Here is a 14824-nt window from a genome sequence, read left to right as displayed (position 1 = left end):
GTATTTGATCAATATTGTTTACAAAACCCTCTTCCTCAAAGGGGAGGAAGGTTTTAGAAAGGCAGCTTCATGGTCTAAAATATTATTCCTCGCATCCGCGCTACTACTGTTTGTCAAGCCAGGGTTGACACCTGCTGTAGTAGTATTTGCTATCTTACTCGTATTATCGGCTATCTGGCCAGGGTTCGAATGGTTTGTTAGCGGAGTACTTGTATCGGCTGTGCCAGCATTCTGGTTTTCGCTAACAGCATACATGAGCGGTATACTGGGTCTTCCAGGGGTAGGCTTAGCCGGTGCTATCGTTATCTTCTCTAGGACGATCGCGTTCTCGATACTGATACTTTTCACAGCTAGTATCATAAGCCCTGTGAGAGTATCTAATTTAATGCTAAGGCTGAAATCCCCGGCCTACTTCCCGCTACTACTCTGGAGGACTATACCCTACGGGCTCAAAAACACTATCGACTCGCTCCAGATCGGTGTATTGAAAAAAGAGAAAGCATACAAAAGGCTCGCGCCCGCAGTAGCTATCATGCTCGAGTACGGGGGTTATATAGAAGAATATAATTGGTTCAAGCTAGAATCAAAGCCTTTGTCGAATCTACCTTCTAGTACATCTGTTAAATACACCCTGATACTCCTTCTTTCCTCCCTAATACTGTTTACATTATGTATTCTCGTTTAATGTCAAATAATAATCGTGTTAATTAAATTAAAAATATATTACATTGTAAAACATAGATCGTACAGGGGATGGAGATGCTGCTGGTTAGGGTTGGCAGTTTAAACTACTATGCGTGCGAGTACTGTGGCACTATATACATGGAAGAATCCTTGGCTAAGCTCTGCGAGGAATGTTGTTGTAAGAATATTGAGAAACCCCGCGTCCTCCTCGAGAACGCATTAGGCGTTTTGAAGAATAAGGGGGATCAGAAAGTGGTCTTCTACGTGAGGAAGAGACCACTTCTAAGAGTATTCGGGATCTACCGGCCCGAGGTCGTCGTTGAAAAACCGAATTAGGCGTGGATTAATAACCTGGTAGGGGAGATCGCCTGGTCTATCAGTTTGATCGCCTAGCTACTCCTGTATTCTTCATCCGGGGATTCAGAGTTCGGGTCCTTCCTCATCAAGTAATTGATTGTATTGTCTCGGCAACTATATATCTGTTTCAACACGGAAGATCCTAGAAGGCATTCTGAGGAGGTTCCATTCGGGTCTAGAGTATTTTGCTTCATACAATCTCCTAGCTAGTTCGAGCTCGTATGCTGACGGTAGGTCTAGGTAGGGGTTTGCGTCTAATAGCTCGCTGTAGGAGTCTATAACGGCTTTCACGATATCCGAGTACCTTACATCTTCTTTCAAGCTACTTATATTGACCACCCTGTATTTTACATCGCTGATCTTCTTATCCGCGAGCTTCGCTCTTGATACTCTTAGGATTTTCGATAGTGTCTCGAGATTGGTGCTTATAAGTAGGGTCCCATGTAGTAGGTAGGTATCCTTCCTAAAGCTCCCGGCAGCGCCAGAGACCTTGTACGTCCTCCCCCCATAGCTAACTATTACATCGTTAACATTCTCTACGCTAGCATCCAGCCCCAGCTTCCTTAAAGCGTTCACAAACCCTTTTAGAAGGAAATTGTACAGGTATGATACCCCTCCGTCGCCAGGCCCTTTGGTGGCAATAGTCCATAATAGGCATCCTAGATCGTGGTATACAGCTCCCCCTCCCGTAAATCTACGTACAATACTTGCCCCGATCTCCCTCGCATAATCCATGTTTACTTCTTCCTCAGCCTTCTGGAAATAACCTATTATAACAGCATTACGGTGCCTCCAGAACCTTAGAATAGGGGTGTTGGTCTTCTCTACACTGTACATTAGGGCTTCTTCGAAAGCTAGGCTGTAATAGGGGTTTTCAGGAGTCTCGTAGAACAGGACTCTGAGATCCCTCAAGGGAACCCAGCCTCTCTCAAAGCCCCTCTAATAGCTGTTTTAAAATCGTCAGGGGTAGATCCAGCTAAAATAATTCCCCCTCCGAAGAATTCGTTAAGCTTGTTTTCAATATCGTTCCAAGATGCTTTCAAACCCTTCAAGCTCTGCTCTAGCTCGAATAACGCGTCTTCAGGGTACATGAAGAAGTCCCCTGTAATACTCAATTCCTCGATCGTATCGTCAACAATCTTGACCAATACCCTGATCAACCCTTTGGCAGCTTTATGCTCGTAGACGCCTATCCTCATTACGGTCCCGATAACCATTATTACATTGTCTGGGTCTGGGTAAAAAGGATACTGCTAAGCGATCGGTTTACCATACCTTTTTTCAAGAGGCTTCTCTAGAGTAGTAATTGTCTTCCCAATGATACTACCCAGGTAGTACATCGCCTTCCTCCTGGATAATACTTGGTTGTTATTACCGCAGTAAGGGGAGTATATACACCTAGGACAACCGTCTTCGCAATCACACCTAGACACTATCTCGAAAGCTATTCTCTCAGCCTCTTCGAATCTCTCGAATAATAGTTTCGAGAGCCCGCTCCCGCCTGGTGAGGCATCGTATATGACGATATCGCCGCTAGGATAGCTCACCCCGCCCATATCAGTTAGGCCTGCCCCGCACACTATGCGGGCAGCAGATATAATCGTGTGTTCGATAGCGTGGAAGGCTTCAGCATGGTCTGCTAGGCTCCAGCCCTCCTTAGTCGGGTACTTGACTAGTACGGCTTTAGTCCTATACGAGTATTTCAGCGGCTGGTCAAGCCATATCCTCTCGCCGGCTTTCTCGCTGAAAACGTCTCTGACAATATATCCTTCGACTATAAGGGCTAGCTCGACGCTAGCGTAGGATAACGGTATGCCCCTCGAGGAAACCCTTTCGTCTAGAACAGTATAGTCTCCTACCTCGACAGTATACAATGGCTTAGTGTAATACGTTATATTCTCCTCCAAGGGTCGAACCCAGGCAGTTTTCTCTTCGAAATCTAAACCTAGCGATAGGAAGGGTTTGGTCTGGATCAAATATATGGCGCCAGGGTATAGGTCTAAGACTGCCTGGGGTAGCTCCCTATAAGCCAGGGTCTCACCGCTTACTTTATCAACAATCTTGACCTGTGGCCCACTACTCCTTATGCTACCGCATTCGTCTAGGTATTTGAAAGCGATCTTCCTCCTAGGGTAGAGGTGTAGCCCTTTAACGTAGGCTAGGTTTTCTTCGAGAAGCCTCGTATAAACCGTTCTCCAGAAACCGTTTAAGCTACTTAATTTTATAGAGCCCTCTTCTAGTAACCGGGCTAGTAGGTGGATCTTGCCGACCTCCTCGTTCTCAGGCTCTATGACTAGCGGAGGCATATCCTGGCTGAAGTATTTTTCAGGATTCCTCTCGTAGTAGGCGTCGATAGGGTCATCGCTTAAAACAGTGAATACATAGCCTGGCCTACCCCTCCTACCAACCCTCCCAGCCCTCTGCAGGTACTTGGTGTAGCTTGGTGGAGGCGAAGCTAATACAACCGCGTCTAAATCGCCTATGTCTATCCCTAGCTCTAGGGTAGGAGTAGCTGCTACAGCTAATATCTCGCCTCTCCTAAGTTTCTCCTCAATCCTCCGCCTCTCCTCGGCAGGCAAGCCGGCTCTATGCACCATTACCTCGCTACCATAGCTCTTCCCGATCCTAGCTACGAGCTCGGCCATCTGCTGGCTGTCTACGAAAATAATATGCTTCAAACCCTTCTTTGCAAGGATGGCTGATAAAGCGGCTGCGACGGTCCAGCGGCTTAAGTACCCTGTTGAGACAAGCGAGTGTACAGCGACGCCCCTCCTCCTAACAGGCCCTTGTACAACAGCTACGTCTACGCCGAAAAGGCTTTCGGCAAAAGCCTTAGGATTGCTTAGTGTAGCTGATGAACCTATGAAAATAAGCCCCCTGTTATTCCGTGCTTTAACCCTATCGATAATATATTTCAAGTGCGAGCCGAGGACCCCTTCGTATACGTGTAGCTCGTCTACTACCAGAAACCTAGCCCTCTCTATAAACTGCCTTATAGCAGGGCTCCTAACAAGCCCGATGTGTATCATATCAGGGTTTGTTATAACAATACTAGGGGGATTCTCTCTCATCCTCTTTCTCAGTTCGGGCGGGGTGTCGCCATCGTAGATCCCTGCTGTAGCCCTCCCGAATACTAGATACTTCTGGAACCTATTGAACTGGTCTCTGCTCAAAGCCTTGGTAGGATACGTTAGGATTGCCCTAGGGTAGGGCGAAGGGTTAGAGTAAATGTCTGCTAGTATGGGGAGTAGGAAGGCCTCGGTCTTACCTGTGCCTGTCCCAGCTGTTATAATAGTGTGGTATCCGCTCTTAATATACTCGAAGGCATCATACTGGAATTTGAAAAGCCTCTTGATACCAGCGTTCGACAGCGCTTTCTTCAGCTCCGGGGGGATATCGACTTCCTCGATGCTCGGCCCTGGCTCAGGCTCGGATACCTCCTCGCTATACTCGTATATTACTGAAGCACCTGATCTAGGAAACATATTCAATAGCTCGCTATTAACCTCTAGCAGGAGCCTATCTCTTATCATACTCCTACTCTCGCAGTACTAAAGTAGCAACAGCCTATTTAGAAAGGATTTATTCTCGCCGTTATATCCTATATTGTGATGATGCCTGTTGGAGATCGATTTAGAAACCTGGGTTAAAAAAGGAGAGGAGTTAGGGGCGGAGTATGTTGACGCGAGGTATCAGGAGCGGGTTTATGAACTAATACTATTGGATAACGGCGTCGTAAGAGACTTGTTGCTATCTAAGACCAGGGGCGTCGGCTTCAGAGTCGTCTATAATGGCCGTATGGGGTATTCTTCGACAAACAATTTGTCGAACGAGTCTTTGAGAGAAGCCCTCGAAAAAGCTTTTAAACTCGCTAGAGCGTCCGAGGCGGGTGCTAAGAGTATTAGGCTGCCTGAGAGGAGGGCTTTCAGGGATAAGATAATAAGCAATTACGCTATAGAACCGTTAGAAGTAGACTTAAGCGAGAAAGTAGGTCTTCTCAAAAGCATCTATGATGGTTTGAGAGAAGAGAAGTACCTGTCTAGTATCATCCTAAGGTATGGTTTCGAATTAGATAGGAGGGTCGTCGTTTCTACAGCGGGAGACTATATTGATTTCACACGTAGGATGATAGGTGTTGGCGGAGTACTGGTCGCAATAGTTGAAGGCTCTATGGAGAGACTATCCCATAGCGAGTCAAGGGTAGCCGGCTGGGAGTTTATAAAATACTTCGACTGGGCCAAGTATTTCAAGGAGAACGCGGAATTAGTTGTAGCAGCTGCGAAAGCACGTAGCGTGGAGCCTGGGAGGTACGATGTCGTCCTTGATAATGAAATGGTTGGACTATTAGTCCACGAGGCTTTCGGGCACGCCTCCGAAGCAGATATCGTGATGTCTGGTGGAAGCGTTCTAGAAAACATGGTTGGCAAATCCGTTGCAAGCGAGCATGTCTCAATAGTTGACGACGGTAGGGTGGAGGGAGGGGTATACATCCCCTACGATGACGAAGCAAATCCTAAGAAGAAGACTAAGCTTGTCGAAAAAGGGGTTTTCCAAGGATTCCTCCACAGTATTGAAACAGCCGGATACTATAGTACCGAGCCGACAGGTAATGGGAGGGTTATGGAGTATTCTAATAATATACTCGTGAGGCAGACTAATATATTCCTCGAGCCGGGCGACTGGGATCCGTACGAGATCATACAGGATACGAAGAGAGGCCTATATGTTAAAGGGAGGGGTGCTATGGGGGGTGAGGTAGACCCTGCTACAGGCTCTTTCACATTCACCGGGGGGCCTAGTTTCGTGATCGAAGGCGGGGAATTGAGAGAAGTGGTTAGAGGGGTTATGTTAGCAGGCAATATCCTGGAGACGTTGAAGAGAATTGATGCTGTAGGATTCGATCTAGAAGTCAAGACAAGCGTGTTCGGCGGGTGCGGGAAATACGATCAGATCGTGAGGGTTGGCGACGGCGGGCCCCACGTAAGGATTAGGGGTGTCCCAGTTGGAGGCTGAAGAGTTGTTCAAGGCATTGAATAGGGAGGCTTCGAAGAGAGGGTTTAGCGAGCTAGAGGTTGTAAGATCCAGAGTCGAGAGGGTTTCGGCATATATATCGAGGAACGAGATTAAACCCGTTTTAAGAACTGTTAGGACAACCTATGGCTTGAGGGGTGCTATAGGGAGGAGGGTTGGAGGTATATCGGTTAGCGACGCAGTGTTGAATATTGATGAAGCATTAGGCTACCTGGAGAGGGTTGTCAGGAATTCGCCTGAAGACCGGTACTGGCCCGGCTTCCCACCTGCGATAAACAGGGGTTTCAGGGCTGAGACCTACCATAGCCGGGTGGACGAACTGGGTGAAGAATACGCTATCGAACTAGCTGGGAGGTTGGTGTCAAGCATCCTGGACAAGGGGAGGGGGCTTGGCGCGGATAAAACATTTGTTATGAGAGGCCTTGTTGAATGGGTGAAGATAGAATTGAGTATCGCGAATACTAGCGGTGTAGACGTGGTAGAGAAGTGCAGCCTGTTCTCAGGGAGCGGCAGTATTAAAGCAGTATACGGCGGTGTAGAATCCACTTTCGATTTCTCAGTTGTTAGTAGGAGGATTGACGAGAAGGAGCTGTTGGAGAGAGCGGTTAAAGCAGCCGAGTATACCAGGATGTTCAAGAACGCTACCACACCGGCTTCCGGAGTATACGATATCATCCTAACTCCGAGGGTTTTCGCTGAAACCCTGTCGGCAGTTCTAATACCAGCTGTATCAGGCCTGAATATAGCTGAGAAAAGAAGCCCTCTCTACAATAAGATCGGGGACAAGGTACTGGATTCATCGGTTAGCATAATAGACGATCCTACACTGCCTCTAGAAGCAGGTTCTAGGAACTATGATGATGAAGGAGTTGGAGTTATGAGGAAACACGTGTTTGATAAAGGGGTTTTCAAAACACCTCTTACAAACTATTATACTTCGAGGAGGCTTAATACAGAGCCTTCAGGCAACGGTTTCAGGCCTGCGCCAGGTTCTGCCACAGTCCCTTCACCAACTAATATAGTCGTAGAGAAAGGTAGTGGCGGCATTGAGGATTTCAAGAAAGACGTTAGGAAGGGGTTGATCGTCTATGCTATCATAGGGGGTTGGATGAGTAATTTCGTATCAGGGACGGTGTCTTTCACTGTTACACACGGGATACTTGTCGAAAACGGCTTGGAGAAACCTGTTAAATCCTTTGTCGTAACAGGGAATATATATGAATGGCTTGGCGACAAGATTATAGCACTAGGGTCCGATACTGAATCTAACTTCGGCTATATCACGCCGAGCCTGTACGCGAGAGGAGCTAGGGTATCTGGTAGCTAGTCGAGGTACCTGATGTTCCTAGCGATATACGGGTCTAGCGTTTTCATCCCGCTATCAGTTTTCAGGATTAGCCTCCCCTGCTCGTCTACGTCTTCAGCCGTCCCCTCGATAAATCCTTCATCAGTCTCTACAATAACCCTCTTCCCCAGCGTCTCCAGCTTGCTGAGATATCTCCTAGCAACCTCCTCAGGCCTCCTCGCGTAGTGCTCTATCCTAGATATCTGGCTCGTCAAATAGGAGAGTATCCTATTCCTCGGTGTCAGAGAGCCTGTTACCTCCCTGAGCGATGTTGCGGCCGGTAGCGGTGGTTTATTGTTAACATTTATCCCGATCCCAATATACAGCGTAATGTCTTCGCCTATAGACTCGGCTTCTAAGAGTATTCCAGCGATCTTTTTAGTCTTATACGTTACGTCGTTAGGCCATTTGATATTGAATACCAGGCCGGCAGCCTTCTCTAAGGCGTCTGAGACGAATAACGGTATTAGTAGAGGCGCCATTAGGGCTGTGCTCGGGGTAGACCTGATCTTGTAGGTAGCCCATATCCCTCCTAGGCTGCTAATCCATGTTTTCCCAAACCTGCCTCTCCCAGAGATCTGGTACTCAGATACTACAATACTCCAGGGGTTTAGCGTCCTAGCGGTGATCATTGTAGAACCTGTCACTACCTTATAGATAGTCATCCACCCCCACGGTTTAAACAATCTCGGGTTGTCCCCGCTGTGCCAGGCGATCCTTTCGTCTTCAACCCTAATGAGGAAGCTCTTAGATAGTTTCATAACGTAATCTAATACCTCGCTTTTCTCCAGCCCGAGCTCCCCCGAGGCTTCCCCAATACTAATACTCTTCTTATTGCTCAAGAGGTCTAGGAGCGCGAGTTCGAGAATACCGGGCTCATCACTCATGTGCGACCAGCTCTTCAGCTTTCTTCATCACCTGGTCTATTCTAAGTATATGGGGGAGGTCCGGGTAGTGCTTTACAAGGAACAGGTAGAGGTTGTAGACTGGGGCTCCTGGCCTATGGGATTCCAGGTCTACGATACCGAGCCTCCACAGCGTGGAGAGCAGGGTTAGCATAAGGCTTCGAATCCTCTCCATCTCGCCTGCAGCATCGTACTCGCTAGGCATGTACTCTGCTAGGAATCCGGGGTTTGTCTCTAGCATTTTCTCCAGCATCCTCTTATCATCTTTTATAACAGGGCATACTAGGCTAAGCCCGTACTCGGCGGTAGCGTAGACGACCCTGTTATACGAATCTATGTTATACCTCACCTGCCTAGGGATGTAGGGGAAGCTTCGGCATATCAGGGGCTTGTATATGTTGTGTATCATACACAGGTTTCCGGATAGGAAAGTACACTTCCCATCAATAAGGTCCATAACATAGCTGAAAGCGAGGTTGTAGCCTGAGACCCTATCGTACATGCTATAGCCCGGGTAGCTCTTGTAGACTAGCCCCATCCTCTCGGCTAGTTCTCTCAGGATAACGTCTTCGTGGGGTAGTAGGCTGACAGGGCTTGCTTTACAGCACTCCCCGCAGAGAGTGCACTTGAACCTCATATATACCACTTCAAGCAGTAGCGTAGTAGCCCGGGATCCTCTCTCTATACAACATCCTTACCCTATCGATACCTCCAACCATCTTAATAATTTCTGCTACAGGGGGAGGTACTAGCTTCTCCCAGTCGCTACTCCCTTCAGCTATAAGCCTCCTAATCCTGCTACCGCTATAGCTATCCCTCTCGAGCCTAGGAGGCTCTAGCACCGTGTAACCCTCCTCTGTGAAAATCCTCTGTATAACAGGGTTTAGGGTGACAACGTATTTGAAAGGAGGGCTGTAGAGCTTAACGTAGTGTACTGCAACCCTGCTCACCTCGAGGGTTGGCAGGGTTATGGTTATAAACCTGTCCAGGGGGAGGCCAGCCCACTTAAGGCTTTCTCTGATCATTAGGATTCTCTCCCCGGCTGTAAAAGGGTTCTCAGGCGTATGGCTCTGGCTAGCCATCCCTACTACGACAATAGTCTCGCCCGTCTTCTCGAAACAGTATTTTAAAGCATTCAAGTGGCCGTAGTGGAATGGCTGGAACCTAGCGATCATCAGGCATCTCTCAGGGTTCTCCATACCCGCTACCTGTTTTGCTATAATCAAACCCCAGACTTATAAGTAGCATAGTCTCCGAGTATTTGTTTAATAATGGAACAAGGGCCGGCGGGCGGGGAAAGGATCGGATGGGAAAGTATATGGGAAAAAACTAGGCTAGGGAAGAGTAACTTGCGTCGGATAAGTCTTACCGCTTGCGGTATGTATCTTAACCTCGACCTGTTGTCCAGAGCTGAAAGACAAGGCAGGTCCAGTGCCCTGCGGTATGAATAGTATTATCGTAGTATTTTGGCCGGGCGTCAGGGGTATCGGTAGACTAGCTGTAGATACTGTAGTGCTTGTATAAAGGGTTATAGTAGATGCACCAATAGTTATTCCGGTGTAGGGTATTCCGTTTATAAATACCTGGTCTATTGTAGCCGTAGTTGTCCCAGCATTCTTGATCTGTACGAATACAAACCATCCATTCGAACTGGCATTATATAGTGCGTAGGAGTTTATTATCTGCAGGTTCTCGGTTCCCGTAAAGCTCCCGACTAGGCCTGTCATCCAGAGGGCTACTGCTATTGCTACAGCTATTGTCACAGCGACTATTATAACTGTTGCTATAACAGGGCTTATAGCCTTCAAGCCTACTCCCCCTATACATAATCTAGCTGGTTCAGTCTTATAAACGTATTCACAGGATCAGGGTTTGATAATAATAGGTAATACCAGGATATTACAGATGCTAATGTTATTTTGATAAGAGCTTTTTCCTCTACACTTTTAAGCCCTGCCTCTAGTAATATATTGGTAGGTTGTGTTTATGCTGAAAAGGCTTCTCGGCAGGGGCCCTTTTCCCGGGCGAGGGCCCCGCTTCGAGTTAGATACAGTGATCTATGCTGGGGGGAAATACTATACAGCACTCCTGCTAGAGCTGGTTAATAAACCAGGTGTTGCGAGCAGGGTTTTAAACGAGATAGCTGGGAGGGGGCTGAATATCGTGAAGGTTACAACGCCTTACACCGTCCACGGGGATAGGGGGCACTTGCTTATACTAGTCGAAGACTGTGATGAAGCCTGTGCTTCCAGGTTGAAGAACGACCTCGGCAGGATGAAGGATATAGTCCTGAATATTGAGTCTACTAGCGGCATGGACATATTCCTATTCCCGCAGATAGGCGACCTATATCTAGTAGGAGAGAAAACACTGGTTATCTCGTCTGGTATGCTTGGCGAAGCAGTCTCGGAGCTGAGGAAGGGCTTGAACCCTGCTGAAGCGAGGATAGCGCTAAGGCTCCTAGGGCGTGGGGCTGGGAGGTACGTTTACAGGAGGTTCGCCTCCCTCATAACGCTCCCGCCCGACCCGGAGCAGGCTCTAAAGCTCCAGCTCGAGTTCCTAAAAGACATAGCTAGGGCTCTAGGGATAGGGGTTTTAAGCTACGAGCTGAAAGGTCTTGAAGCAAGGATTTATATAGAGGGTAATACAGAGTGCGAATCAGCTAAAAGCTTTGGCATTATCGGTCCGGCAGGTGATTACACAAGCGGTTTCCTAGAGGGATACCTCGAGGGGGTCTTCGGCAGGAGGGCAGTAGTCTCAGAGGAGAAGTGTATTGCTAGAGGAGATAGGAGGTGCGAGTTTAAAGCATCCTTCTACGAGCCTATCAGAGAATAGGTTTTTAGAGATAGACGAGCCCTCTGTGTTTTAAAGGATTCCTGATCCAGATAGATCTGATCGGGGGAAACATGTCTGAAGCTAAGACAGCAAAAGAGATAGTGCTAGAGGTTTTGAAAAGGGAGAAAAAGCCTTTGACGCCTAAAGAGATCCAGAAGCTGACAAACCTGAATTATAATACTGTTAGAGGGAGGCTCCAGGATCTTAAGAAAGCCGGGCTCGTAGCAAGGACCGAGCAGGGATGGGTCTATAAAGGAAAATAGGTTTGCATAAAATATTTTTTACCCTGTTAAACATTTCTCCTCGATCCAAGGTGGTTGATTGAGCCTAGGCAGCTTCTCCTGGAAGGAGATCAGCGACCCTATATACGGCCATGTATATTACAATAGGGAGGTCGAGGAGAGGCTACTAGGCACGATCCAGCTTCAGAGGCTAAGGTATATAATGCAGTTGCAGACAGCGCACTTAGTCTACCCTGGGGCTGTCCACACAAGGTTCCAGCATAGCCTAGGGGTAATGCACCTTGCCGGTGCCATGGCTGAGGACATCCTGAGGAAGCTAGTAAGGTTCCAGGGTAGGGAAGCATTAGAAGGCTATAACCTGGACGAGCTCGTCGAAGCCGCAAGGGTAGCGGGCCTGATCCACGACATAGGCCACGGCCCTTTCGGCCACACGTTCGAGGAAGCAGTGCTATGGAGAGGAGGGGTTAGGGAGGAGGTTGCGAACCATGAGAGGATCGGTTTTGAAATCTACAGGCATACTATCAGGGGGCTGCTAGAGGAGATATCTCGAAGAACAGGCATGGACAACTTGCCTAGGCTGGTCGGAGAGCTCATAAACTATAGAGAACCCGGCTCAGGCCTCTTAAAGCTATTAAGGAAAGTTGTGAAAGACAGCTTCTACCCAGCCGACGTACTGGATTTCCTTAGAAGGGATAGCTACTATGCTGGTACCAGCGAGTATGGTTTTATAAACTACGAGAAGCTCTACAAGAACACCTACCCCAACCCCGAAGACCCATCTGACCTAGTGTTGGATAGGAGCGGTATAGGAGAGTTCAGGGCGTACATGTCTGCTAGGACTAGTATGTACCAGCACGTCTACTACCATAGTGTTGCGAGAGCATTCGATAGAATCCTCTACGAGATACTCGTAATATTAGACGAAGAGCTTGGCCTGAGGAGTATAGTCAACGAGGTTGCAGAAGGCAGGATCGAGGACTTCATGCTGTTAACAGATGCCGGGTTATACCATGTGATGCTGAAGGAAGCGGTTAGATCGAGTAGCAGACTAGGCTACTTGTCCAGAACGCTCCTGATAGAGAGGAAGCCTATGTGGAAAAGAGTGGGTAGGGAGGCTACTGTAACACCTTTCAGAAAAGGTTGGAGCGTGGGGAAGGTTCTCAGGCTAGCCTACGACAAAAGTATTAAGGCCAAGGCTCTAGCCGGTGTTAGAAGCGAGCTCGCCAGGCTGGGCGGTCTACCAGAGGAGGATATTTGGATTGATATCGTAGATATTACGCCGCTCCCCAGGAGCATAATATATTCTATTAAAGGAGAGCCAAAAATCGTTCTAGGCACTTGCAAAGCCGTTGGGAGCAGGATCGTACTAGATACCCCACTAGACCTAGTGTCGGAAGGGCTTCCTCTAACAATAATCATCAGGACGTATGTTAAGAGGGAAAAGTACAATCTAGACCTTGAAGCCAAGTTCTCTTCTCTCATAGAAGACTTTGTAGATAGGCTTGCCCAGGAGGTTAGAGAAGAGCCTATAAGCCTAGAAGAGTATACGCATATGAAGATAACTTCGTGAGTGGTTTCATGGAAAAGATAATATTATATTTATATTACGGGGTTGAAGAATATAATGTGAGACTCCACAGGTATGATAACGAAGGCAGACTGGTGGAGGCCAGGGAGTTCGACAAGGTTAAATCGATCATGGTTGAACACGGTTCAATAATTATAAGCAGGCAGCTGGCCAGAGAACCCCTCACTATAGTAGTCGACGTAGAGAAGCCCAGGGTTAGTTTCGAAAACAACGTGCTTAGGATCAGGGGAGGGGGGAGTGTCTAGCGTTATAGGCGAGTTCCAGGTCGAGAACTCGAGGAGTAGATCAGGGAAGCACGTGCTCTACAGTAATGTCTATGTCTACTCCCGGGCGAGAGGAGGCTTCCAGCCTCCGGACAACTACATTGTTTCCTCAACAGATTCGAAACCTGTCTACGTGAGAGGGAGGGCTAGGAGGATTAGCCTGAAGGTTGAGAAAGGGGATTTCATCCTATATGTTTGGATGGTTAGGAATTTCAAGGGTAGTGTCAAAGGGTTTCTCCTATTGTTCAACCACAACGGGAGTATTGTTTTCAAGGCTAAATACATTAACGGCTCTCTCAGGAGGAGTTTCGGTGAACCAGTCTACGCTTGGATTATAAGGCTGTTTGTAAACCAGTTTAAAATCCCGGTTAGAGAAACAAGGCTTGGAGATGAGAATGCCTGAGGTAATCGAGCTCGCCGAGAGAGTGTTAAACGCGTTCAAGAGATATGAATGCTTTATCTTCGAAGCCCAGGAGCTCCAGTCCATTAGAGAGCTTGTCGCTAAAAGCGAGCTTACAGGGCTTGTAGTCGTAAGGAGGGTTGACCCGAGATACGAGCACCTCTACATTCTAGCCCCCTGGTCTCTAGATTTCGAGAAGGAGTGCCTCAGCCTAGTCCAGAACATGCTTGCCGAAGGCAGGCTCAGCCTGAACGATTACAAGAGGAAGAGGGATTCGCTAATAGAGCAGTGTATTGTAAGCAAGGAGAGGGAGAGGGTAAGGGTTATAATAGAGAAGCTCGAGAACTATATTAAGAGTATTAAAGGATCCTGAAAATGGAGAAGGCACGGGCTGGTTTCAGGGCGTTAACCTACGGGTATCTAATCAGGATATTCCCTATTGTAGCTCTAGCAGGGTTCATCGTATCAGCATACGGCTGGTACAGGGTCTACCAGGGGTTTAAGCAGAAACTTATACTAGCTTCTATAGCAGGAGTAGCCTTAATAGTAGGCTTCAACATTTTCGCAACACTAGCCCCTTCCAACCCGGCGCCCCAGCTCAGCGAGAATTCTACTTCAACCGAAATGATCAACGCTCTCACAGCACTAGATAGAGAGCTGGGCAGCCCTCTCACGGTTCTCGCATTAATCGTACCGTCTATAGGGCTACTATTAGAATCCCTTGGTTTCATCGAGCTGAGGAGATCCGGTGTACACGGGCTCTCGCTAGCTTTGATAACGCTATTCTACGTTTACACAGGGCTCTTCGCGTCACACCTAGCCCTGATACCAGGGCTGAGGTCGAGTATTAGGGGTGTTGCCGAGGGGTTATCTACAGGCGCCCTCAATACCACTAGGGCATGGGGTGTGTTATCAGAAGCGTACATCCCGTACAACATACTAGATTTTGCAACCCTTATCTCAAGCATAGTATCCTATATGGCTCTCGCCCTAGCATTCCACAGGCTGAGTAGAAGCAGTTGACCAATATAGGACCCTTATCGGGGAAACAACCATTTTATACCTCCAGATATCCGATTTAGATTTAGGACGAAAGCGGCAGTACGACATGGTCGATGATATTCTTCCGGACATGCTTATTCTCATTGAGGAACTTTAGAGTAATAGTGTCCCA

The 14824-nt window shown here is 47.8% G+C and carries 18 protein-coding genes; 11 read left to right on the top strand and 7 right to left on the bottom strand.

The window, feature by feature from the left end; translation table 11 throughout:
* The first annotated feature begins 4 nt into the window (after positions 1 to 4).
* Together ACSU1N_RS00840 and ACSU1N_RS00835 are read left to right on the top strand one after the other, a co-directional pair.
* Complete coding sequence (locus ACSU1N_RS00840; RefSeq protein ID WP_440059737.1) at positions 5 to 685, top strand: hypothetical protein; 681 nt, start codon at positions 5 to 7, stop codon at positions 683 to 685.
* A gap of 74 nt (positions 686 to 759) precedes the next feature.
* On the top strand, positions 760 to 1020 hold the full coding sequence (locus ACSU1N_RS00835; protein WP_440059736.1) for a hypothetical protein: 261 nt from the start codon (positions 760 to 762) through the stop codon (positions 1018 to 1020).
* Between the two features lie 135 nt (positions 1021 to 1155).
* Here ACSU1N_RS00835 and ACSU1N_RS00830 read toward each other — a convergent pair whose 3' ends face one another.
* From ACSU1N_RS00830 to ACSU1N_RS00820, 3 genes are read right to left on the bottom strand one after another with little or no spacing between them, the layout of a single operon-like run.
* Entirely contained in the window at positions 1156 to 1953 is a 798-nt protein-coding gene (locus ACSU1N_RS00830) for a lipoate--protein ligase family protein (protein WP_440059735.1), read from the bottom strand.
* Positions 1950 to 2258: a lipoate protein ligase C-terminal domain-containing protein gene (locus ACSU1N_RS00825; protein ID WP_440059734.1), complete on the bottom strand. Its 309-nt coding sequence runs from the start codon at positions 2256 to 2258 to the stop codon at positions 1950 to 1952. The genes ACSU1N_RS00830 and ACSU1N_RS00825 overlap by 4 nt, the downstream gene beginning before the upstream one ends.
* Positions 2259 to 2294: 36 nt before the next feature.
* Entirely contained in the window at positions 2295 to 4574 is a 2280-nt protein-coding gene (locus tag ACSU1N_RS00820) for a DEAD/DEAH box helicase (protein ID WP_440059733.1), read from the bottom strand.
* An 88-nt stretch (positions 4575 to 4662) separates the two neighbouring features.
* On the opposite strand from ACSU1N_RS00820, the gene ACSU1N_RS00815 reads away from it, so the two are divergent.
* Both ACSU1N_RS00815 and ACSU1N_RS00810 read left to right on the top strand, forming a co-directional pair.
* Positions 4663 to 6054: a TldD/PmbA family protein gene (locus ACSU1N_RS00815; RefSeq protein ID WP_440059732.1), complete on the top strand. Its 1392-nt coding sequence runs from the start codon at positions 4663 to 4665 to the stop codon at positions 6052 to 6054.
* A complete protein-coding gene (locus ACSU1N_RS00810; RefSeq protein ID WP_440059731.1) occupies positions 6044 to 7399 on the top strand; it encodes a TldD/PmbA family protein in 1356 nt (451 codons plus the stop codon). Before ACSU1N_RS00815 ends, ACSU1N_RS00810 begins: the two co-directional genes overlap by 11 nt.
* Here ACSU1N_RS00810 and ACSU1N_RS00805 read toward each other — a convergent pair.
* The 4 genes from ACSU1N_RS00805 to ACSU1N_RS00790 form a co-directional block, all read right to left on the bottom strand.
* Positions 7396 to 8304, bottom strand: coding sequence for a biotin--[acetyl-CoA-carboxylase] ligase (locus ACSU1N_RS00805; protein ID WP_440059730.1), 909 nt, complete (start codon positions 8302 to 8304; stop codon positions 7396 to 7398). The two genes, ACSU1N_RS00810 and ACSU1N_RS00805, sit on opposite strands and share 4 nt — an antisense overlap.
* The gene (locus ACSU1N_RS00800) at positions 8297 to 8959 is read right to left on the bottom strand and encodes a YkgJ family cysteine cluster protein (RefSeq protein ID WP_440059729.1); all 663 of its coding nucleotides are present in this window, start codon (positions 8957 to 8959) and stop codon (positions 8297 to 8299) included. The genes ACSU1N_RS00805 and ACSU1N_RS00800 overlap by 8 nt, the downstream gene beginning before the upstream one ends.
* 10 nt (positions 8960 to 8969) lie before the next feature.
* Positions 8970 to 9521 carry a nicotinamide-nucleotide adenylyltransferase gene (locus ACSU1N_RS00795; RefSeq protein ID WP_440059728.1) on the bottom strand — a complete coding sequence of 184 codons (552 nt, stop codon included), beginning with the start codon at positions 9519 to 9521 and terminating at the stop codon, positions 8970 to 8972.
* 135 nt (positions 9522 to 9656) lie between these two features.
* Positions 9657 to 10130: an archaellin/type IV pilin N-terminal domain-containing protein gene (locus tag ACSU1N_RS00790; RefSeq protein WP_440059727.1), complete on the bottom strand. Its 474-nt coding sequence runs from the start codon at positions 10128 to 10130 to the stop codon at positions 9657 to 9659.
* Positions 10131 to 10308: 178 nt separating this feature from the next.
* On the opposite strand from ACSU1N_RS00790, the gene ACSU1N_RS00785 reads away from it, so the two are divergent.
* From ACSU1N_RS00785 to ACSU1N_RS00755, 7 genes are all read left to right on the top strand, one after another.
* On the top strand, positions 10309 to 11157 hold the full coding sequence (locus tag ACSU1N_RS00785; RefSeq protein WP_440059726.1) for a V4R domain-containing protein: 849 nt from the start codon (positions 10309 to 10311) through the stop codon (positions 11155 to 11157).
* Between the two features lie 71 nt (positions 11158 to 11228).
* Positions 11229 to 11420: a winged helix-turn-helix domain-containing protein gene (locus ACSU1N_RS00780; protein ID WP_440059725.1), complete on the top strand. Its 192-nt coding sequence runs from the start codon at positions 11229 to 11231 to the stop codon at positions 11418 to 11420.
* A 58-nt stretch (positions 11421 to 11478) separates the two neighbouring features.
* Positions 11479 to 12969: an HD domain-containing protein gene (locus tag ACSU1N_RS00775; protein ID WP_440059724.1), complete on the top strand. Its 1491-nt coding sequence runs from the start codon at positions 11479 to 11481 to the stop codon at positions 12967 to 12969.
* Positions 12970 to 12977: 8 nt separating this feature from the next.
* On the top strand, positions 12978 to 13232 hold the full coding sequence (locus ACSU1N_RS00770; RefSeq protein WP_440059723.1) for a hypothetical protein: 255 nt from the start codon (positions 12978 to 12980) through the stop codon (positions 13230 to 13232).
* Entirely contained in the window at positions 13225 to 13653 is a 429-nt protein-coding gene (locus ACSU1N_RS00765; protein WP_440059722.1) for a hypothetical protein, read from the top strand. The genes ACSU1N_RS00770 and ACSU1N_RS00765 overlap by 8 nt, the downstream gene beginning before the upstream one ends.
* Entirely contained in the window at positions 13646 to 14023 is a 378-nt protein-coding gene (locus tag ACSU1N_RS00760; RefSeq protein ID WP_440059721.1) for a hypothetical protein, read from the top strand. The genes ACSU1N_RS00765 and ACSU1N_RS00760 overlap by 8 nt, the downstream gene beginning before the upstream one ends.
* A gap of 2 nt (positions 14024 to 14025) precedes the next feature.
* On the top strand, positions 14026 to 14673 hold the full coding sequence (locus ACSU1N_RS00755; protein ID WP_440059720.1) for a hypothetical protein: 648 nt from the start codon (positions 14026 to 14028) through the stop codon (positions 14671 to 14673).
* Positions 14674 to 14824 lie beyond the last annotated feature (151 nt).

Origin of the sequence: Thermogladius sp. 4427co (genome assembly GCF_051933805.1) — an archaeon.
Taxonomy (GTDB): domain Archaea; phylum Thermoproteota; class Thermoprotei_A; order Sulfolobales; family Desulfurococcaceae; genus Thermogladius.
The sequence above is the reverse complement of the archived record's forward strand: the minus strand, read 5'-3'. Positions and strand labels throughout refer to the sequence as shown.